Genomic DNA, 20,178 nt, shown 5'->3' with positions numbered 1-20,178 from the left:
TCTTTCACATGTTTACAAGATATATAACTATAGCCTTACGACTTTTTCGCAAGAAGAAAACCTATACACTAATCAATCTTACGGGATTAGTAATTGGTATTACTTTATTCTTCCTGATTGCACTCTGGGTAAAGGATGAATTTAGTTATGATCGGTTTATACCTCATGCAGAAAGGACATTCCGGATTGAAAGTACAACCCTCTCCCCTGACGGTACCAGCATGGAGTTAGCTGAGACAGGATGGCCTGTAGGAAGAACACTTCAGGAAAAATATGAGGAAGTCGAAAAAGTCTGTTACATACGTTCATGGAACCCTATGATCAAACTTAAGGATGTCTATGTAAGAGAACCGTCTCTATTTGCAGATGAAAATTTCTTTGATGTATTCGGATATGACTTGAAAGTGGGTAATCCACAAACAGCACTCAAAGAACCTTATACTGTAGTTATCAGTCAGGCAATAGAAGAAAAATACTTTGGAAAAGGCAATGGATTGGGTAAATTACTGATGGTCAATGATACTATTCCTCATCGGGTAACAGGTGTCTTCAAGGAATTACCTAGCCACTCTCACCTCAAAATTGATTTGGTAGGATCTTTTTCAACTACTTGTGCTATGTTTCCAGAAGATTGCAAGTATGAGTATGCATCTGGCTGGTTTGATATTAATGTAAACACCTATGTACGGCTCAAACCAAATGTAACCAGCAAACAATTTGAGAATAAAATTAAAAATCTGGTAGGGACTTATGGTAAGGAAGCTATCAAGAGCACAGGATTTAACACAGTTCTTTACCTTCGTCCAGTACAAGATATTTACCTTTATTCCGGCAAAGCTTCGGCCGCAGGAACAGTAGGAAATATCCAAACTGTATATGTATTTATCACAATAGGTATATTTATTCTTCTGATAGCTTGCCTGAACTTTATCAACCTCTCAACTGCCAGAGCCATAGAAAGAGCAAAAGAAGTAGGTATTAAAAAAGTATTGGGAACAGATAAAAAACAATTAATAGTTCAATTTCTGATTGAAGCAGGTTTGTTGTGTACCATAGCTACACTTTGTAGTCTTATTGTTGCCTATCTGACTTTATCACCATTCAATTACTTCACAAACAAAAATTTCACAATTAGTACCCTGTTAGCTCCTGACAATCTGATTTTACTGGTATCCATTCTGATTCTACTTATTCCTCTTACAGGGTTTTATCCAGCATGGATTCTATCCAATTATCAGCCTGTTACCATCCTGAAAGGTAGCTTTACTCATTCCAGTAAAGGCAACTTCCTTCGCAAAATCCTGGTAGTGACCCAATTTGCCGTGTCAATTTGTCTTATTATTGGTACTTTGATTATCTGGCAGCAGCTATCCTTTATGAAGACTCAATCACTCGGTTTTGATAAAGATAAAATAGTAGTGGTAGATATGAAAGAAGTTCAATGGACAGCACGTCATCAACAAGCAGAAACTTTCAAGAAAGAATTGAGCCAGCTAAGTAGTATTACTTCAGTAACAGGATGTCGTGCCATACCTGGCCGATCAGGATGGGATGGGCAGTTTGCCTATGGTGAGGGGTTGGCTCAAGGACAAGGCATTTTAGTAGAGCACATTCCGGTTGATTACGATTATTTAAAAACAATTGGCTTAAAACTCATTGCAGGACGTGATTTTATTCAAGACAGCAAAGCAGATTCAGTTGAGAGTTATTTAATTAATGAAACAGCCATGAAAGCTTTTGGCTGGAATACTCCCCAAAATGCACTGGATAAAAAACTAAGTGCATCAGGAATGAATGGAAAGGTAATTGGAGTGATAAAAGATTATCACCAACATGGCTTACAAGAGGCTATTCGTCCGGTAATTATGAATGTCACCCCATCCATCAATGTATTTGCTATACGTTATTCAGGAAATGATCCAGATTTGGTAGTAACTCATCTCAAAAAAACCTGGCAAAAAATATTTCCAGCGTACTCACTTGATTATAAATTTCTGGATGATGACTTTCAACAACAATACCAGAAAGAAGAAAAACTTATCCAGTCATTTAGCATAGCTGCTATACTGGCAATTCTGATAGCCTGCCTGGGTTTGTTTGGATTAGCGACTTATGCAGTAGATACCCGTACAAAAGAAATTGGTATACGAAAGGTCTTAGGAGCCTCAGTCACAGATCTTGTTTCATTACTCTCCAAAGACTTTTTACTATTAGTACTTATCGCATTGGTTGTGGCAACTCCACTTGCTTTCTATGTAATGAATCTATGGTTGCAGGACTTTGCCTATCGGGTAAGTATTTCCTGGTGGGTATTTATTTTGGCAGGAATTACATCGGTACTTATTGCTATGCTTACAATCAGCTATCAATCGATAAAGGTGGCTGTGTCTAATCCAGTTAAGTCACTTCGAAGTGAATGATTTAAAATCACACTAACTTTTCAGTTATGAAACTAACCCAACTTCTATCACTATTTGTTCTGGTAGTTCTCTTAGCACTATCCGTTGGTATGACAAGTATACAACCCAATGAAACCAGCTATGTATGTTCTCCTTGTGGGTATGATTGTGATAAAGAAGAATATACTAAATCCGGAAAATGTTCTCATTGCGGAATGGATTTGGTACTGAAATCATCTGTCAATTTTCAAAATGTTACACCAGATCAATTGTGTGACATTACGAACAATAATCCCAAGGTAATTTTATTGGATGTGCGTACTCCGGAAGAATTCTCAGGCAAAGCAAAGGAGAATTTCGGTCGTCTCAAAGGAGCCATTAATATCCCAATACAGGAGTTGGATAAACGAATAGGAGAACTGAATAAATACAAAAGCAGCGAAATTATAGTATACTGTTCACATAACCATCGCAGTCCAAGAGCAAGCTATTTGCTTACTCAAAATGGTTTTAAAAATGTAAAAAACATGTCAGGTGGAATGTCCGTTTGGAATGAATCTGTAAAAAGAACTCCTTGTCTGACAAGTTTACTTGTAAAATAAATCCAACAACCTTGTACGATAAAATCCAGCTTTATCAGTATGCCACTATTTTGATCACGCTGTATCATGCTAACGAATTATCTAAAAATTGCCTTCAGAAATATCTGGAGAAACAAGTTATACGCGATAATTACTGTTCTGGGACTTTCCATTGGGATTACTTGTGTATTACTGGCAGTGCTTTATATTCAGGATGAACGTCATTTTGACAACTTCCATACCAAAAAATCTCAATTATATAGAATAACCACATCTATTATTCAGGAGAAAGGCGATCAGACACAGATAACCGGAGGCACAGGACAAGTGCAAGGCCCTGCATTCAAAACTCAGGTACCCGAAGTAAATTCCTATGTACGTGTTATGGGAGGAGACATATCTGCCGATGTTCGAGCCAATGATAAAGTACTGAAACTACACCCTTTATATGTAGACGCCAATTTCCTTGATGTTTTTACATTTAAACTCCTTCAGGGAAATCCTCAAACAGTTCTTCAAAATGCTAACTCTGTTGTTATTACAGAAGAAACTGCTTTTCGATTTTTTAATACTACAGATGTCATTGGCCAAACTTTGTATCTGGATGCCGATCCGTCTTTTCAGAAGATAGGCAAACCCTTACTGATTACAGGTGTAATACAAAATCCTCCCTATAACTCATCCTTTCAGTTTGATCTGTTGCATCCATTTCAATATATGCAGGTTTCATTTGAAGACACATCCTGGTTAAATGCCTATCTCAGTACCTTCGTTGTGCTTCACCCCAATGCAGATCTATCTACAGTCAGTCAAAAATTCAACAAGATTCATGCACGTCTCTCCCAATCTGAACTTGCCACAAACCATACCCAATACCCCAAAATACAGTATGGACTACAAAACATACTGGATATCCACCTCAACCCTCTAAACAACGGCACAGGTAATGTGGAAGGCGGAATTCTATATGGTAGCAAACCCATTTACTCCTATCTTTTCTTAGGAATCTCTGCTCTCATTTTACTGATGGCGAGCAGTAATTTTGTCAATATCAGTATTGCCAACTCTCTGAAGCGAGCTAAAGAAGTAGGCATTCGCAAAGTAACCGGAGGAAGTCAATATCAGATTATTTTCCAGTTTCTGGGTGAATCTATGTTATTGTCTCTAGTAGCCTTTGTACTCTCTGCCTTATGGATACAACTAACCCTTCCTGCGTTTAATCAGCTAGCTGAAAAACATCTTGTTTTATCAGATACACTGGATAGTCAACTGTATATCTATATTGGCCTGCTTTTTCTGATTAATACTCTTCTGACAGGCTTCTATCCTGCCTTTGTCTTATCAGGATTTAAACCTGTTGAGGTATTATATAGAAAAGTAAAAGTAACAGGCAATTCATTGTTAGGAAGAACACTCATTGTCTTTCAGTTTGCATTAGCGATATTTCTGCTCATTGCCTCCATCATCTTTTACAATCAGATGGAGTACATCCAAACCAAAGACCTTGGCTACAATCCTCACCAAATTATACGTACTCATATCAATGGCAATCGAGAATACCAGACTGTACAAACTATCCTGAGGAATGAAATTGCTAAAGTACCTGCTATTCAACAAATCTCATTTGGTGAAGAATTTAGTAGCCTGACTACCGATATTCGGGTGGGTTCTGAAATAATAAAAAGCCATTATCAGTCCATTGATGAGGCATATATTCCTATGCTTGGTATCAAAATTAAAGAAGGAAGAAACTTTACCAATTCTTTTCCGACTGATAAAACACAAAATATAATTGTGAATGAAGCGTTTGTAAAGGCAGCCAGGCTCAAACAACCTATTGGAACAATTTTACAAAACTTTGAACGCAGACAAGGCAGCTTAGTAATTGTGGGAGTAGTACAAAATTATCACTCTGGTTCTTTACGTGAAAAGCTCCAGCCCATGGTATTATTTATGAGCAATGAATATACTGGCGGTATTTGGTTAAAAATAGATAAACTTAAACAACAGGAAGCACTTCAGGCATTTGAGAAAATCTATAAGCAAGCCATGCCTGATGCATCATATGAATATCATTTTTTGAGCGAATTGAATGCTAAGGAATATATACAGGAACAACGCTGGCAACAAATTATAGGGATTGCGACCATCCTATCCATCCTGATTTGTTGCTCAGGCTTGTTTGGGTTAGCACACTTGTCAGCACACCAGCGGATAAAAGAGATAGGTATACGTAAAGTGTTGGGAGCAAGTATATCTCATATTGTATTCCTGGTTTCGTCCTCTTTCTTACAACTGGTACTGCTAGGATTTGTTATTGCAACACCTGTAGCCTGGTTTGTAATGCATCAATGGCTTCGGGATTTTGCTTATCACATCTCTATTCAAGGCTGGATGTTTTTATTGACAGGTAGTTTCATCAGTCTTATTGCCTTACTTACGGTAGGATATCAAGCTATTCGAGCTGCATTAAAAAATCCAACAGAATCATTAAAAGTCGAATAGATTATCTATTGACAGAACTTCTGAAATCCATAGGTCTCATGTGTACTAATTCGTAAAAGGTATTGCTGAATGCAGACAGGCTATTGTAGCCTGTCTGATAGGCAATTTCACTGATTCGTTTGTCGATTTCCAGTAAATACTCCATGGCTTTGATCATCCGACACAGTTTCAGATACTGCAAAAACGAAACTAACAGTTTCTGCTGAAATAATCGGGATAAGCTTCGTACACTATATCCAAATTGTTCTGCCACAAGCAATCTCAGCTATGGGTATCGGATTCAGATTCTTTGGATTTACCTTTAGCATGGCACTGATTCACTTCTTTCAATTGTATGAAAAACAAATCCATTATACTCTACTTCAGGAACAAGTCAATTTATTTAATCTCCTAAGTAGTGAACGGTTGTTACACTACCAGAAAATTGGCCAAACAACAGGTATGGCTCAGGATCAGGCAGGTCTGTTTGTCAATAAGTTGCTTTTTTTCTACCATAAACAATCAGATTCAACTTAGGTATTCAATGGATTATTATGCAATGATTAGTTGGGTAATACTAGGTATCCTGCTTATTATTGCTCTGTTCCCCTATATACGTAGTACATCCATTAACTTTCGAATAAAACCAGTGCCCTTTTAACTACTATCTGTCTACCTTCAAAAGTAAAACACCCTTATCATTCACAGATAAGGGTGTTTTCTATTACCGGCAAAATGTATTTCTTACAACGTTACAGATTGGCTGGCAGTACCTTGACTGTTTGCTACTTCAATTGTGTAATCATTATTTTTTAATTCAGGCGCAAATACATATTTACGAGTGAATTTTTCTTCATTACGAATCACGTCAGTGAAAATCACTCTCCCATTTGCATCTTTGATTTTTACAGTTACGTTTTCAGCAACAGAGTTCACAACAACTAATTTTACTCCTTCAGCATCAGCTGTTTTGTAAGCAGCCATTGATACAGGAGATTTAGGATTGTTGTTTGCACTAACGATAGTTGTAAATAATACAGATGCAGCCAGAGTGAATAATACTTTTTTCATAGTTATTTTATTGTTTTGAACTTTGTTTCTATTAATTGGTTTTCGAGAATTGATACCGCAAACCTACGATTAGTAAACAAATATTCTGCTACAATTTTGTTTATGCAAATTTTATTCTAAACACACAAAACTACCAGTCAAAAAATCAGAATAATATTTTGCATTGTTTTTTAAACAGAAATTTACTATTACCCTTTATACATTTATAAAATAAAATTTTTCCTTTATAATTTCCTCACACACTTTATTTGGCTACAGAAATGGCGTTTTTATGACATTTTATGAATAAACCTTACATATAAACCCTTAAAAAAGGTTTAAAATTTTTCATATTTTAATTTCAGGCAAAAAATAAATAATACTATTTATAGCCATTTTCTTACATTAGAACCCTTATCTATACAATAAAAAACCATATTCACTATCAACAACTTAAAAACCAGAGCTGCAAATAAATGCAACCAGTGATTACATTTTTTCCACTTTTCTTACTAACAAAGTGTATAATCACTGAAGATCATGAAACAGCGTTACAGCAAGGTAATCATAAGCATTTTTTGCCTGATAGTGAATAGTTCGGCATATGCTCAACTTGTCTTGAATGGACAAGATACCTCTTACCGGGTTATCACTACAGCTGTTCCTTTTCTTACTATTGCTCCTGATGCCAGAGCTGCTGGAATGGGAGATGTAGGAGCTGCAACCAATGCGGATGTAAATGCAACCTACTGGAATCCGGCAAAGCTTGTATATACCAAAACAGACAAAGGCATTAGTTTATCTTATACCCCCTGGCTTCGTCGTATACTCAGCGGAATGTCAGTATCTTATTTATCAGCCTATACCAAACTTGATGACAAACAAGCTATTGCTGTTGCCCTTAACTACTTTAATCTGGGTAATTTATCATTAAAGGATAATAGCGGACAAGGGGCTGGTGAATTCAGACCTCGTGAGTTTGCTATAGCAACTACATACTCACGAAAACTGTCTGAAGTGTTGTCGATGGCAGCTACACTGAGATACATTTACTCTGATATTTATGGCAATTTAACAACGGGTAATGGAGTCTCCAGTCAAGCAGGCAATGCTGTAGCAGGAGATCTAGGAATGTATTTTCGAACCTCTCCTCCAGAAGTAAGCACCCCTGTGCAATTTGCATTTGGTGCTGTAGTATCCAACATGGGTACACAGATTAGCTACGGATTTGGACAAAAAAATTATTTGCCTGCCAATCTTCGGATAGGTACACAGGTTGGTTTCACATTAGGTTTCAATCAGATCAACCTGGCTGTAGATCTTAACAAATGGCTTGTGCCAACTCCTCCTGTATACAAAACCAGAAATGGTGTAGTAGAACGAACTGCAGATGGCAGACCGATTATTCTACATGGTAAAGATCCGAACCGCTCCTATCTGAGTTCTGTATTTGGTTCATTTACAGATGCACCAGGTGGAATTAGTGAAGAAATACACGAAATCATGTTTTCAGTTGGTGGCGAATATATTTTTAATGATATGTTCATGTTTCGGATGGGGTATTTCTATGAATCACCATCTAAGGGAGGTAGAGAATACTTATCTCTTGGAGCAGGGGCACAACTCAAAAGTATAGGACTTGACCTGGCTTACCTTGTTCCTTTCCAGCAAAACAATCCATTGGGCGAAACAATTCGTTTCTCACTCCATCTGGATATCGGAGATGAATTCAAACCAACTGAGGATAAAACACGAACAAACAAAAACAAGCGCAATCCCAATACAAAGAAACAACGTCCTCCACAATACAAAAATAAGCATATCAAAAGAAGATAAATCGAAGAATAATTAAATACCCGTTCACACTCTGAATTAAAATAGCATATGAATCAAAAATTCACCTATATATTCCTAAGCGCATTGGCTTACCAGGTAACATTCGGCCAAAACCTTAAACCTGAGGTAATAAATGCAAGTGGACAAAAACTACAAAACGGATCGTTCCAACTTACTTATTCTGTAGGTGAACCCTTGATTACAGTTATAAAAACACAAAATGACATTTTGACTCAGGGATTTATCCAACCGGATGTAGCAAAATTCGGAGACAACTTCAACTATTATCCGAATCCTGTTACAGATAAACTTTATCTGGAGAACGCTGATAAAATAGCTTCCTATAAAGTATATGATGTATTGGGTCGTGAGGTTTTTGGACATCGGTTTGATCAACCTCAACGTCAGATTACAATTAACCTTGAAACACTAGCAGAGGCAATCTTTATTATCAATGCATTTGATAAAACAGGTAAACGTCTGTACTCATTTCAGGTAATGAAAAAATAGAGCAGAAATATACAGAAATCGGTCACATCCATTTAGGCCTTCCATCTCGGAGATACTCTCAGGATGAAAAGGATTTCACCTGACCTCAAAAGTAAAATGTACTATTTCAGAAAAATCACAAACACAATGAAAAAAATAGGCTTCATAGTATTACTGTTCTGGATTATAACAGGTTATTCACTAGCACAAGCCCCTAAAAGCGTCAATTATCAGGCAATAGCCCGTGACGCATCCGGAAATCCTATTCCTAACAAAACTGTTGGAATACAGCTTAGTATTTTGCAGGGAGCTACCAATGGCACTGTAGTATATGTGGAGACTCATCAGCCTGTTACAGACGATTTTGGGTTATTTACGTTAGGGATTGGTACAGGTAGCCCAACAACAGGTACACTTGCTACTGTACCTTGGGAAAAAAATCCATTATTCCTAAAGGTAGAAGTAGATCCGGAAGGAGGCACAAATTACACACTCTCAGGTATTAGTCAGTTAGTATCTGTTCCATATGCTTTGTATGCGGACAAAGCAGGCAATGCAATTTCTTACAAAGCAGGAAAAGGGATCACCATAAAAAATGATTCGATTATCAATGCGGCTCCCAATCAGGTAGTAACCATTACAGGTAAAGGAGTCACAACTGTTAGTGGGACTTATCCTAACTTTATAGTAGAAACAACTAGCACTACTGGTACACCTGGGCCTGCAGGTCCTAAGGGCGATAAAGGCGATACAGGAGCAACTGGCCCTGTCGGACCACAAGGGCCGACTGGTCTTCAGGGACCCGCAGGCCCTGCTGGCCCCAAAGGAGATACAGGATTGCAAGGTCTAGCCGGAGCACCAGGAGTAAAAGGAGATAAGGGAGACAAAGGAGATCCGGGTCCGGTTGGCCCACAGGGCCCACAAGGTCCTGCAGGTTCAGGTAACGGCACAAGTTATAAAGCAGGTGATGGTATTGCAATTGAAGGTGATGTAATCAAAAATACAGGTATTGATAAAATTGTCACAATTACAGGTAAGGGTGTCACAACTGTTAGTGGGACTTATCCTAACTTTACAATAGAAACAACCAGTACCAGCGGTACACCCGGACCAGCAGGTCCAATGGGTCCTGCTGGTCCTAAAGGCGACAAAGGTGATCCGGGTCCGGTTGGCCCCCAGGGTCCACAAGGTCCGCAAGGCCCTCCTGGAACTGGAGGAGGAGGAACAACCTATACTGCTGGCAGATATATATCTATTGAAGGAACAACTATAAATAATACTGCTCCTGATCAGGTAGTGTCAATCACTGGAAAAGGAGTCACCACAGTTACCGGAACCTACCCTAACTTTATAGTAGAAACAACTAGTACCAGTGGTACACCTGGACCACAAGGACCAGCCGGTCCCAAGGGTGATAAGGGAGATCCAGGACCCATGGGACCGGCTGGCCCCAAAGGTGATCCGGGAACACCAGGTACAAAAGGAGATCCTGGTGCACAAGGTGCAGCAGGTCCTCAGGGGCCGGTTGGACCAAAAGGAGATAAAGGAGATGCCGGATCACCTGGCGCAAAAGGCGATCCAGGAACTCCGGGTGCGCCAGGTGAAGCCGGGCCAGCAGGCCCGAAGGGTGATAGAGGGGAGCAAGGAGCACCAGGCGCAACTGGGCCACAAGGACCAATGGGACCTGTAGGACCCAAAGGAGACAAGGGAGATCCAGGTACTCCAGGTCTGGTGTACAAAGCAGATGAGGCAACATTAACACTGAATACAACCAACAATACATTCAGTGCTTTTAATGACAAACAAATCTGGAACGCAACTAAGATTATCAGTATTCCTGTGTATGATAAGGTAGCTCCAACTGATGGCCAGGTGCTGAAATATAATGCTCAGGGTGGTTACTGGATATCAGCCCCTGATAATACCGGAAATGCCAGTGAATTATGGTTACAGAATGGAGCAAATATCTTTAATTCAAATCTGGGAAAAGGAAATGTTGGTATTGGAACAAATAATCCAGCTACGTCTTTAGAGGTATTTGCCTCCACAGCAGGTAGAATTCCCCCAGTCCAATTAACATTGAGTGGAGATAATATAAGTTCTTCAGCCATATTTAAGAGTACAAGCTATCCAACATATTGGCAACTGGATGGAAGAAATCAAACGATTAATAATGACGGAACTACAGAACCAGATGGACTATTTAATTTTAATTTTAATAATGGACAAAGTACAGATCCTTTAGTCACTATAAACTATAGATATGGATCAGGTTCCACTGGATATGGTAGTCTGGGTATCAATACATCCAATCCTGAACGTGAACTTCATATAATGGGAAACCGCTTTGGAAATGCAGGATTGATTCTGGAAGCTCAAAGTTCTTCAGGTACATCGCAATGGGAAATAGTTACTGCTGCATCTAATGGAAAAACGGATTACCTGACTTTTTACCATAACAACACACTGCTATCCTATATGGATGGTGCAGACGGACTTATCAAATCTTTTTCAGATCGCACTCTGAAAAAGAATATTGAACGACTGAATCATGTTATGCCTAATGTCATGCGTTTACAACCTACCCGTTATCATTATCTGCATAACACAGATGAATCACCAAAATCCTATGGGTTTATTGCACAGGAAGTTGAGAAGATATTTCCAGATCTGATACAGGAAGTCGATGGTAAAAAATCTCTGAATTATTCAGCCTTTACAACTATTGCTATACAAGCCATAAAAGAACAACAGGAACAAATCAATGCTCTTCAAAAACAATTAGCAGAAAAGCAGAGTACACTTGATCAGCAAAGGGCACAGCTGGAAAAACTGGAATCCGGATTAAATCAGTTAATGGATAAGATTGAGAAAATAGAAAAGAGCGATAAAAAGATAGCTAGTAAGTAATTTTTTGCCATAAAATAGTAAAACGGGACAAGCTATAAACTTGTTCCGTTTTTTGTAGTCAGTCTGTAATCACTCATCCGCTTTAAAATCCTCTCATCGCACAGGATTTCCTTTCTCCATATAAAATCAGCCATACAGGTTACAGAAGGACATTCTTCCCATAAACTTTCAAAACAAGTTACTTACATATAGAAGGTAAGCAACACAAAAATCAGAAGTTTTGTCCGAAAATGAACGTTATATGTCGCAAAACGGACAGGTTTAAAAACAGTAAAAAAATAAAAACCTCTAAATTATGCTAAAAACACACTTTTCATAGATTGGCACATCAATTGAAAAGTATTTATCAACGCAAACAACTATAGAAACTATAAACAATTTTTGAAAGAATTCTTTACAACTATGACAACTAACATCAATTTCTCTAACATTATCTCAACTACAACTAACACTTTAACAAGTACAACTATGAACGCTCAAGTAAAAAACAACCGTTTCCGTTTTGCAATCCGTAAAGCCGTTTTCACAGTAGCAGCAGCCATTGCAGTAGCAGCCACTCAAGTAACATTTGGTGCAACAGGACCAGAACCAGCAGCTTCTGCATCCTTACAAGCTGTGGTATTTCAATTACCAGAGTCAATGAAATTCAAAACAGTGATTGCACCCTCACAAAACAATAAGCTGTTTATTACAATTAAGAATCAGAAAAATGAGTCTGTATACACTGAAGCCTTAAAAACTAACAATGGCTATATTCGTACATTTGACTTCAGTACAATGGCAGATGGTGAATATACTTTTGAAATTTCTAATGGCAAAGAAACTCAAAGTAAGAAGTTCAAAATTGAAACAAATACTGAACGTCTTGTAAAAGTAAATTAACGTTAACAAGCCCTTGCAATTCAAAAGCGGTCATCAAATAATGACCGCTTTTTTTATATCTATCATGCACAGAATAATGCAAACATTCGACATTGTATCAAGTTAAGTCCCTAATACTATACAGTTTAAACTATCATATTAAACTATCATAAAGAAAGTTGCCCGACTTTTCAGACGGGCAACTTTCTTTATGATTTCTATCTTGAACCAATTATTTTTTCCGAACCTGCTTGGCCATAGACCGCATATCCATCTGGTTCATCATCTTCATCATTTTTTTCATCTGGTCAAACTGCTTCATCAGATTATTTACTTCCTGAATGCTTCGTCCACTACCTGTAGAAATCCGTTTACGACGGCTGGCATCCAAAATCTCAGGGTTTGCCCGTTCTTTAGGTGTCATAGATTGGATAATTGCTTCAATAGGTTTGAATGCATCATCATCAATCTGAACATCTTTCAGCATATTGCCCATACCTGGAATCATACCCACCAAATCCTTAACAGGTCCCATTTTTTTGATCTGCTGTAGCTGAGACAGGAAATCATCAAAATTAAACTGGTTTTTACGAATTTGTTTGCTAATTCGGCGTGCTTCTTCTTCATCGTATGCCTGTTGTGCACGTTCTACCAATGAAATAACGTCACCCATCCCCAAAATCCGACTTGCCATCCGATCAGGATAGAAGACATCGATTCCATCCATTTTTTCACTGGTACCTATAAACTTAATAGGTTTATCTACTACAGCTTTGATAGACAAGGCAGCTCCACCTCTTGTATCACCATCTAATTTAGTTAGTACTACACCATCAAAGTTGATCCGATCATTGAACGCTTTTGCTGTATTTACCGCATCTTGTCCTGTCATTGAGTCAACAACAAACAAAGTCTCAGTAGGCTGAATAGCTTTCTTTACCGCCTCAATCTCACGCATCATTTCTTCGTCTACTGCTAAACGACCAGCAGTATCCACAATTACTATTTTCTTCCCTGTAGCTTTGGCATGCTTGATAGCATTTTGAGCAATTTGTACAGGATTTTTATTTTCAGGCTCTGCATATACGTCTACCCCAATCTGCTCTCCCAACACTTTTAACTGATCTATTGCAGCTGGACGATACACATCACAAGCGGTCAACAATACATTACGGCCTTGTTTTTTCAAATACAAAGCCAGCTTTCCAGAGAAGGTAGTTTTACCAGAACCTTGCAAACCAGACATCAGTACTACGGCAGGATCACCTTTGGTATTAATATCTACTTTTTGCCCACCCATTAACTCGGTCAGTTCATCAGAAACAATCTTAACCAACATCTGGCCCGGTTCAACAGCAATTAAAATCTTTTGGCCAAGTGCTTTTTCTTTAATGGTATCGGTTACACTCTTAGCAACTTTAAAGTTAACGTCGGCATCCAGTAAGGCTTTACGCACTTCCTTCAGTGTGGCTGCAACATTTACATCTGTGATCCGGCCTTTACCTTTTAGCGTCCGAAGTGCCTGGTTAATATTCTGGGATAAATTCTCAAACATATGTCAATAAATGTATTGATCTGTAAGCGATGAATAGTTAGAACTACAAAATTACGTTAAAATAAGGTATAGATTTCCTTTTCTTCTCCAAAAGAAATAAAATACTATACTCAATAATCAAAGTTATCTCATGCAAAGAGTCAGCAAACTTACATAAAAAGACAAATTGATTTTCATGGATTATAAAAAAAGGGAAAAATCTGTAACTTATGAAACAGATTTTTCCCTTTTGTATGCATTTTTCTATATATATTTCTCTCTCAGTTTTCAGAGTAGGGACAAAGATTTGGAATTTCCAGAAAGAAGGTTGTCCCTTCTCCTACTGCTGACTCCACTTTGATGTTGCCTCCCAATTTCTGAATGGATTCTTTCACAATATAAAGTCCTAATCCAGGTCCTGCATTTGTTTGTGTAGCCCGATAAAACATGTCAAAAATACGATCCAGGTGTTGAGGATAGATACCTTGTCCATTATCCGTTACCTCAATACGTGCCTTTTCTTTACTAATATTGATATTAATCTTAATGAAAGGATTTTTTCGGCGCAGATAACTATATCTTATTGCATTGGATATAAGGTTATTAAAAACCATTTTCAGACGTCGTCTATCTGAAAAAAAACACTCTTCTCCGGATATATTTATGTCTTTTCTGATCTTATCAGCATTATCCATATGTTCAACACCATCAAATATCTCACTGATAATAGTATCAAACTGGATTTTCTCACTGACAACCTCCAGATTTGAATTTTTGGAGTAATCAATAATCTCCCGTACAAAGCCATCCAGTTTCAATACACTCTTTTCCATCATTGCCAGATAGTGTATCACTTCATCTCTGTTTTTTTCATCTTTAGCAACTGCAATCAACCCTAACAAGGAAGTGAGAGGTGATCGCAAATCGTGAGAAGAACTGTATACAAACCGGTTTAGCTCCTGTTTTACCTTTTGAAGTTCTGCCTGCTGAATATGAAGCCTTTGGGAAGTTTTTACAGTTTGAGTAATGTTGCGGATAAAGATAGAAGATCCTAAAATCTCTGAATCTTTATAAATAGGGAAAAATTTTATTTCGTACACCAGATTGTGATTTCTACACGAAAAATGATCTTCATATGTAGTTGCCTTACCCTGCAATGCATCAGAAATCCGTTTACTCCATACAGATTTTAATGAGTCTGGAATACAAGCCAAAACAGGTTCTCCATATTCAAGTTGTATATCCCTGGCAGTAAACAGTTTATTCATCTGCTCATTATACTCCACTACCATACCCTCCGTGTTAATTACACCAATCGCTGTATCACTATTTTCCAATATAGCATTCAGGTGTATTTTTTGAGTCTCAACTTCCCTTTGTGATTTTTCTCTGACTCGCTGATACTCCTCAGCAAGTGCTTTTTGTTCATCCCAAATAGTACTAATATTCCCCTGTAACAATCTCACTGCCTCAAATAAAACAAAAAAAGGATCTTCTTCTGGAATTTCCTGAAGCTGAAAAGCAGATCTTTCTCCTAAAATTATACCTTCCATACAAGCAATCAACTGATTTGTACGCTGGTGTTGAAGATATTTAAGGTATTCATTTTCCTGCTTTAACTGGTCAATAATGACTAATAATCGCTCTTGTTCCAGACTTGTTATTTCATTTCGCAGTTTTTGAATATAGGACGGATGAGAAACCTCATGAACTTTAGAATATTCTATATTCTGGTATGACTTCAATACATCCTCAGAAGAATGCATTAAAGTCATGTTTTTAGCCCTGTGGGGTTGAAGACGTTCGTGCAAATAATCCAGGAGGTGGCCCATTCTAAAAAGTATAATAAAAATAGTTACATAGTTATCTGATATATAAAACTAACAACTGCCAGTTTCTTACAAGTCTATAGATACATAACTCCTGAAAACTCCAAAAAGATAGTTCAGCTTACAGTTGCTCAACGATATACGCATATTTGAAAATATCTTTGTTATCTATACGCTCCATCCCCAGAAGGTAAATCAGAAAAACTCAAAAAAACACGAATTTTGAATGAAACCACTCATTATCCATCTATAGACAAGTATTATACCAGATAAATACAATTTATTTTTATTTACTTTTTAGCAATTCAAGCACTGCGGAAGACATAGCTTCTACTCCAGTTTTTATAGCAGGTTCAGGTAAAGGAGCAAAGGTAGATGAGTGAAGACTAGGTAGCTGTTTACCAGTTTTCATACTTTCTTCAAACTTCTTCGGATCTACAGCTCCAAGCCAAAACATACAGGTAGGAATTTTTGGTTCAATCCGTGAAAACCGGGCAAAGTCCTCTCCTACTGTACTTGGTGGCGTATTCACAACGTTATCATTGCCTAGTACTTGCCGAAAAGCACCTACCAATCGTTTGGTTAAAGCCACGTCATTAATATTTGAAGGTGTGTATTGATCTCTTATTTTGATTACAGGATATAAATCTTCAGGAATGCCGGCAGCCTGGGCAGTACCATTGCAAATACGCTTAATAGCAGCAATCGTATGAACACGCACACTATCATCAAACGAACGAAGTGTCAGTTGTAATTTTACTTCATTTCCAATAATATTATAGGCACTTCCCCCATGAATGCTGCCTACTGTTACTACACAGGGTTGAAAAGGAGAAGTTTCACGACTTACAATAGTCTGTAAAGCCAGTACAATCTGTGATGCCAGTACAATAGGATCTTTTGTGGTATGAGGCATAGCGCCATGCCCTCCGATACCTCTTACCGTAATATCAACAGCATCAACACTAGCCATCATAGGTCCTTCAGTATATCCAACTTTGCCAGCAGGAATAGCTGCATGATCATGCAGTCCTACAACATAGTCAGGACGAGGAAATTTCTCATACAATCCCTGGCGTAGCATAGCAATGGCTCCCCCACTTCGTTCTTCAGCTGGTTGACCAATAAAAACCAACGTTCCTTTCCATTCTGATTTTGACATAGATAACGCCTGTGCTGTTCCTGTAAAAACAGTCATATGTAAATCATGTCCACAAGCATGCATAGCACTTACATCTCTTCCATCTTCTTGCATAATTACTTTACTAGCATATGGTAAGCCTGTTTCTTCTTTTACAGGCAGTGCATCCAGGTCAGTACGCACCATGATAGTAGGTCCCTTCCCATTACGTAATACACCAACTACTCCATATCCTCCAAAATTTTCAGTTACTTCAAATCCAGCTTCTCGTAACAAAGCTCCCATTTTTGCCATAGTTTTTTTTTCCTGAAATGAAATCTCAGGATTAGCATGCAGATAGGTATACAACTCATACCAACTGGCATAAGACTTATCTACAAAAGCTTTGACTTTAGCATTTGTTCCATCCATTTTTTGGGAAAATACAGGCAGAAACATGTCTGCACAAAGAAGGAAAAGCAACACTTTCTTCATAAAAAATATGGTTTGTTACACTAAATAAAACAGGACATTCTATAAGTATATACTTACAAAATGTCCAAGCTATAGAAAATGATTTGTATTTAAAAGCGGCAGATCGTTATTGAAACAATAACCGAGCATAAAATGTGGGACTTCGCAGAGACGAACGAAGGTCTATGTCATTAAACATAGAGGAAAGCAACTGTTTTAAGGCCGGGTTACGATTCGCGCGATTTACAACCATATTAAATAAAGAGGGATATGCCAGCAATCGTTGCATACGGGTACTAATTCGTAGTTCATTTCCCAGACGACGATATACAGCCTGATCATAGCCAGCCAGAAAATCACCTGAATACACTTGTTTTTGGATACATTTCACAGCCTGATCCGCAGCCCAGCGACCGCTAATCATAGCATTGCTAATACCTTCTCCAGTAAAAGGATCAATCAGGTGTGCAGCATCCCCCACCAACATATATCCATCTCCGGATAATTTTCTACGTTTAGATCCCAGTGGCAAACCATACCCTTTGATTTCTCCCTGAAGTTTTGCATTAGCAAATCGTTTCTGCAAAGCAGGATGTGTCTGGATTAATTCCTGCATGCTTTTCTTCAGGTTAATCTTCTGCTTACTGATTGTATCGCTTAACATGCCTACCCCCACATTGGCATATCCATTTGCTAACGGAAATATCCAGAAATAGCCAGGTAAAAAAGGTTTCAAAAAATGTAGCTCTATAAAACCATTTGGGTCTAAACCTGCGACTCCTTCATAATAGGTACGTAATCCAGCACAAAAATGCTTAGGTTCAGTAGTAATCCCTGCAATGTGACGGGTAAAATTGGATTGTGCACCATTCGCCACAATCAATAGTTTTGTTTCTATAGATTGTTGATTAGAAGCTGTAATTATCCAACCAGTTTCTGTTTTCTGGTAGTCAGTTACCTCTACCCCTTCCCGAAAATCAATGAGTGGATTCTTTTTTACCTGTTCAATTAAAAAATTATCAAAGTCCATTCGCCGCATCAGGTATCCTGGAGAGAACCCTGAATATTCTACTGAATTTGTTGTACTACTAGTAAAGGAAGACCCAGAACTTTTAAAAGAAATGCTCAACCATTTTTCATTAGGTGCAATGAAATGAATACCCTGTGAAGGAAGAGATTCAGTATGTGTATGAATTGCAGGAAGGAAATCTTCCTGTATACGTCTTAATTCACTCACTACTTTTCCACTTAAAGCATCCCCACAGATCTTGTCTCTTGGAAAAACAGCTTTATCCAGAAGTGTACAGGAAATACCAGCTTTTGCCAGTTGTAAAGCCGCTGTGCTACCTCCAGGACCAGCACCTATTATACAAACATGGGTTTGTTTCATGGTCAAAAGTAGTCAGAAATCAGAATATGCTTCTACAATTAATCTTTGAATTCTTAAAACATATGACTTTCTTCCTGATTATAATGTTTTTATACGCAGATACTGATAGGATGATTCATTTATATTTTCATCTCCAGTAAAGTATGCCTTCTCATGCAGGATACGGACATATAAGGCACCATCAGCCCCCCAAAAAATCTCCTTACTATTATCCTCTGAAGGAGCCCAGTTTTTAAATGATGCTTTTACAATAGACGTAATGTTAGCATCCCGAATAGTGTATAATTCAAATTCTCCCGTACTTTCATAAGGATTGGCATAGATGCAAGCAACATACTGTTTGTTTGCAGATATATACGGAAAACCTCCGAATTCCTGTGTTAATTTTCCAGTACGTTTATCAACAAACTTATAATCCCAGCTTTCATAGTATGTACCTTCTATCACATATTGCTTTAAGGATTCATATTGTCCAGCATAGCTATATACTTCTCTATCCTCTTCTGCATCTGGTTTGTCTACAAAACGTTTTGTAGTTTGTTCACAAGGCAGTTCTATCACGCCATTCTTTTTTTGAATCTGAGTAGTATCTGTAAGAAAATAATTGACAGCAGATCCTTTTTTCTCTAAAAAAGTTGCTTTGTCAACCAGTTCCAATGTCACATATTGGGTCAAGGGCTTAGGCTTTGTTAGATATTCTGTTTTGTCATTTAAAGTGATAGCTGTAATGACATTCAGATCTTTTGTTTCCAAACTGAGCATTGACAACTCCCCTGTTGACTCTTTTTGTACATAGACCTTCTCCCAGGCAGTACGTTCAACTTGTTTTCCATTTTCTTCATAGCGTCTAGTCAGGTGATTAAGAATACCCAGCCAGTTATCTTTTACTTCGATCACATCCAACTTTTGCCCATATTCAAACTGTCCCAATGTCTCAGACTGCGCAGAAGGCTGGTCTTTCAGCTCAATTCCATTTCGGTTTGTCACATATACAGACTTTATCACTTTGACTTTATCATAATCTACCAAATTACCTTTGTTTTTATTGATTGGATCAGTATTTACAAGAGTGTCTGCTAAGATAGATATTTCTGATTTTTTAGAAGAATTATCACAACTACATAAAATGGAAAAGCTTGTAAAAAACAATAATTGAGGAACAAATTTCATAATAATCAAAATTCTGATTTTATAGTATATAGTTTATTTTCTTCTCTATTT

The 20,178-nt window shown here is 37.8% G+C and carries 15 protein-coding genes; 8 read left to right on the top strand and 7 right to left on the bottom strand.

The annotated features are described in order from the left end of the window. Positions 1–8 precede the first annotated feature (8 nt). The 3 genes from QNI22_RS02770 (at position 9) to QNI22_RS02760 (ending at position 5,485) form a co-directional block, all read left to right on the top strand. Positions 9–2,420: an FtsX-like permease family protein gene (locus QNI22_RS02770; protein ID WP_314509077.1), complete on the top strand. Its 2,412-nt coding sequence runs from the start codon at positions 9–11 to the stop codon at positions 2,418–2,420. A 26-nt stretch (positions 2,421–2,446) separates the two neighbouring features. Then, complete coding sequence (locus QNI22_RS02765) at positions 2,447–3,001, top strand: rhodanese-like domain-containing protein (protein ID WP_314509076.1); 555 nt, start codon at positions 2,447–2,449, stop codon at positions 2,999–3,001. Positions 3,002–3,067: 66 nt separating this feature from the next. Further along, complete coding sequence (locus QNI22_RS02760; protein WP_314509075.1) at positions 3,068–5,485, top strand: ABC transporter permease; 2,418 nt, start codon at positions 3,068–3,070, stop codon at positions 5,483–5,485. Position 5,486: 1 nt separating this feature from the next. Here QNI22_RS02760 and QNI22_RS02755 read toward each other — a convergent pair whose 3' ends face one another. Beyond that, positions 5,487–5,738 (bottom strand): helix-turn-helix transcriptional regulator, encoded by a 252-nt coding sequence (locus QNI22_RS02755; protein ID WP_314509074.1) that lies wholly within the window; start codon positions 5,736–5,738, stop codon positions 5,487–5,489. 14 nt (positions 5,739–5,752) lie between these two features. Between QNI22_RS02755 and QNI22_RS02750 the strand changes: the two genes are divergently transcribed. Continuing rightward, positions 5,753–6,001 carry a hypothetical protein gene (locus QNI22_RS02750; protein ID WP_314509073.1) on the top strand — a complete coding sequence of 83 codons (249 nt, stop codon included), beginning with the start codon at positions 5,753–5,755 and terminating at the stop codon, positions 5,999–6,001. Between the two features lie 207 nt (positions 6,002–6,208). On the opposite strand, the gene QNI22_RS02745 is transcribed toward QNI22_RS02750, so the two are convergent. Next, positions 6,209–6,535, bottom strand: coding sequence for a hypothetical protein (locus QNI22_RS02745; RefSeq protein ID WP_314509072.1), 327 nt, complete (start codon positions 6,533–6,535; stop codon positions 6,209–6,211). 519 nt (positions 6,536–7,054) lie between these two features. Here QNI22_RS02745 and porV point away from each other — a divergent pair. From porV to QNI22_RS02725, 4 genes are all read left to right on the top strand, one after another. Further along, positions 7,055–8,350 carry a type IX secretion system outer membrane channel protein PorV gene (gene porV, locus QNI22_RS02740; protein WP_314509071.1) on the top strand — a complete coding sequence of 432 codons (1,296 nt, stop codon included), beginning with the start codon at positions 7,055–7,057 and terminating at the stop codon, positions 8,348–8,350. Between the two features lie 48 nt (positions 8,351–8,398). Next, complete coding sequence (locus QNI22_RS02735; RefSeq protein ID WP_314509070.1) at positions 8,399–8,860, top strand: T9SS type A sorting domain-containing protein; 462 nt, start codon at positions 8,399–8,401, stop codon at positions 8,858–8,860. Between the two features lie 126 nt (positions 8,861–8,986). Then, entirely contained in the window at positions 8,987–11,749 is a 2,763-nt protein-coding gene (locus tag QNI22_RS02730; protein WP_314509069.1) for a tail fiber domain-containing protein, read from the top strand. Positions 11,750–12,217: 468 nt separating this feature from the next. Beyond that, on the top strand, positions 12,218–12,631 hold the full coding sequence (locus QNI22_RS02725; RefSeq protein WP_314509068.1) for a hypothetical protein: 414 nt from the start codon (positions 12,218–12,220) through the stop codon (positions 12,629–12,631). Positions 12,632–12,842: 211 nt separating this feature from the next. Here the strand turns inward: QNI22_RS02725 and ffh are convergent, their stop codons facing one another. From ffh to QNI22_RS02700, 5 genes are all read right to left on the bottom strand, one after another. Then, positions 12,843–14,165 carry a signal recognition particle protein gene (gene ffh / locus QNI22_RS02720; RefSeq protein WP_314509067.1) on the bottom strand — a complete coding sequence of 441 codons (1,323 nt, stop codon included), beginning with the start codon at positions 14,163–14,165 and terminating at the stop codon, positions 12,843–12,845. 260 nt (positions 14,166–14,425) lie between these two features. Next, entirely contained in the window at positions 14,426–15,919 is a 1,494-nt protein-coding gene (locus QNI22_RS02715) for a sensor histidine kinase (RefSeq protein WP_314509066.1), read from the bottom strand. A 340-nt stretch (positions 15,920–16,259) separates the two neighbouring features. Beyond that, positions 16,260–17,588 carry an amidohydrolase gene (locus QNI22_RS02710; RefSeq protein ID WP_314509064.1) on the bottom strand — a complete coding sequence of 443 codons (1,329 nt, stop codon included), beginning with the start codon at positions 17,586–17,588 and terminating at the stop codon, positions 16,260–16,262. A gap of 106 nt (positions 17,589–17,694) precedes the next feature. After that, entirely contained in the window at positions 17,695–18,957 is a 1,263-nt protein-coding gene (locus QNI22_RS02705) for an NAD(P)/FAD-dependent oxidoreductase (protein WP_314509063.1), read from the bottom strand. 78 nt (positions 18,958–19,035) lie between these two features. Next, positions 19,036–20,127 (bottom strand): hypothetical protein, encoded by a 1,092-nt coding sequence (locus QNI22_RS02700; RefSeq protein ID WP_314509061.1) that lies wholly within the window; start codon positions 20,125–20,127, stop codon positions 19,036–19,038. Between the last annotated feature and the right edge of the window lie 51 nt (positions 20,128–20,178).

This window comes from Xanthocytophaga agilis (genome assembly GCF_030068605.1).
Lineage (GTDB): Bacteria > Bacteroidota > Bacteroidia > Cytophagales > 172606-1 > Xanthocytophaga > Xanthocytophaga agilis.
Note: the sequence above shows the minus strand (reverse complement) of the source record. Positions and strands in the feature narration are given on the sequence as shown.

Excerpts from the sequence above, each read along its gene's own strand:
- QNI22_RS02735 (WP_314509070.1), top strand. The coding sequence starts at position 8,399 with ATGAATCAAAAATTCACCTATATATTCCTAAGCGCATTGGCTTACCAG.
- porV (WP_314509071.1), top strand. The coding sequence starts at position 7,055 with ATGAAACAGCGTTACAGCAAGGTAATCATAAGCATTTTTTGCCTGATA.
- QNI22_RS02715 (WP_314509066.1), bottom strand. The coding sequence starts at position 15,919 with ATGACTTTAATGCATTCTTCTGAGGATGTATTGAAGTCATACCAGAAT.
- QNI22_RS02770 (WP_314509077.1), top strand. The coding sequence starts at position 9 with ATGTTTACAAGATATATAACTATAGCCTTACGACTTTTTCGCAAGAAG.
- QNI22_RS02730 (WP_314509069.1), top strand. The coding sequence starts at position 8,987 with ATGAAAAAAATAGGCTTCATAGTATTACTGTTCTGGATTATAACAGGT.
- QNI22_RS02705 (WP_314509063.1), bottom strand. The coding sequence starts at position 18,957 with ATGAAACAAACCCATGTTTGTATAATAGGTGCTGGTCCTGGAGGTAGC.
- QNI22_RS02710 (WP_314509064.1), bottom strand. The coding sequence starts at position 17,588 with ATGAAGAAAGTGTTGCTTTTCCTTCTTTGTGCAGACATGTTTCTGCCT.
- QNI22_RS02760 (WP_314509075.1), top strand. The coding sequence starts at position 3,068 with ATGCTAACGAATTATCTAAAAATTGCCTTCAGAAATATCTGGAGAAAC.
- QNI22_RS02765 (WP_314509076.1), top strand. The coding sequence starts at position 2,447 with ATGAAACTAACCCAACTTCTATCACTATTTGTTCTGGTAGTTCTCTTA.
- ffh (WP_314509067.1), bottom strand. The coding sequence starts at position 14,165 with ATGTTTGAGAATTTATCCCAGAATATTAACCAGGCACTTCGGACGCTA.
- QNI22_RS02725 (WP_314509068.1), top strand. The coding sequence starts at position 12,218 with ATGAACGCTCAAGTAAAAAACAACCGTTTCCGTTTTGCAATCCGTAAA.
- QNI22_RS02745 (WP_314509072.1), bottom strand. The coding sequence starts at position 6,535 with ATGAAAAAAGTATTATTCACTCTGGCTGCATCTGTATTATTTACAACT.
- QNI22_RS02700 (WP_314509061.1), bottom strand. The coding sequence starts at position 20,127 with ATGAAATTTGTTCCTCAATTATTGTTTTTTACAAGCTTTTCCATTTTA.
- QNI22_RS02750 (WP_314509073.1), top strand. The coding sequence starts at position 5,753 with ATGGGTATCGGATTCAGATTCTTTGGATTTACCTTTAGCATGGCACTG.